This is a genomic window from Paraburkholderia sp. BR13439, assembly GCF_040948805.1.
GTDB lineage: Bacteria > Pseudomonadota > Gammaproteobacteria > Burkholderiales > Burkholderiaceae > Paraburkholderia > Paraburkholderia youngii.
In genome coordinates, this window is record NZ_JBFPKN010000146.1 from 1 (window position 1) to 524 (window position 524).

Consider the following 524-nt stretch of genomic DNA (forward strand, 5'->3'; position numbering starts at 1 on the left):
GGGGTGAAGTCGTAACAAGGTAGCCGTATCGGAAGGTGCGGCTGGATCACCTCCTTTCCAGAGCTTGCATTGCTGCGCAAGCGCTCACGCTTATCGGCTGTGGTTTAGAGAAGCAACGCAGACAGACGCAGGGGTCTGTAGCTCAGTCGGTTAGAGCACCGTCTTGATAAGGCGGGGGTCGATGGTTCGAATCCATCCAGACCCACCATCTTTGTCTGTGGTGCTGACTGGGACACCCTTGAGTGGTGTATGACCGGGGGATTAGCTCAGCTGGGAGAGCACCTGCTTTGCAAGCAGGGGGTCGTCGGTTCGATCCCGTCATCCTCCACCAATCCTCAATGCGCAGGGTTCTGCTGGATGCAGAGCGTTACGCATTGGCGATTGAGCCAGTCAGCGTGGTACACGATCCAATCGTGATATCGGCTGTCGTTCTTTAACAATCAGGAAGAAGTAGTAAAGAGATTCACGAAAGCGTACCTGGAGATGGGTGTGTGAGTAGGTGAATCAGGGTTGTGATTGTATCG

Annotated in this window: 2 tRNA genes and 1 rRNA gene; all 3 read left to right on the forward strand. The window is 54.2% G+C overall.

The features are described from left to right. A 16S ribosomal RNA gene (locus AB3X96_RS42615) occupies window positions 1-57 on the forward strand; the annotation flags it as partial. A gap of 74 nt (window positions 58-131) precedes the next feature. Next, window positions 132-208, forward strand: a tRNA-Ile gene (locus tag AB3X96_RS42620). 47 nt (window positions 209-255) lie between these two features. Further along, window positions 256-331: transfer RNA gene (locus AB3X96_RS42625), tRNA-Ala, on the forward strand. Window positions 332-524 lie beyond the last annotated feature (193 nt).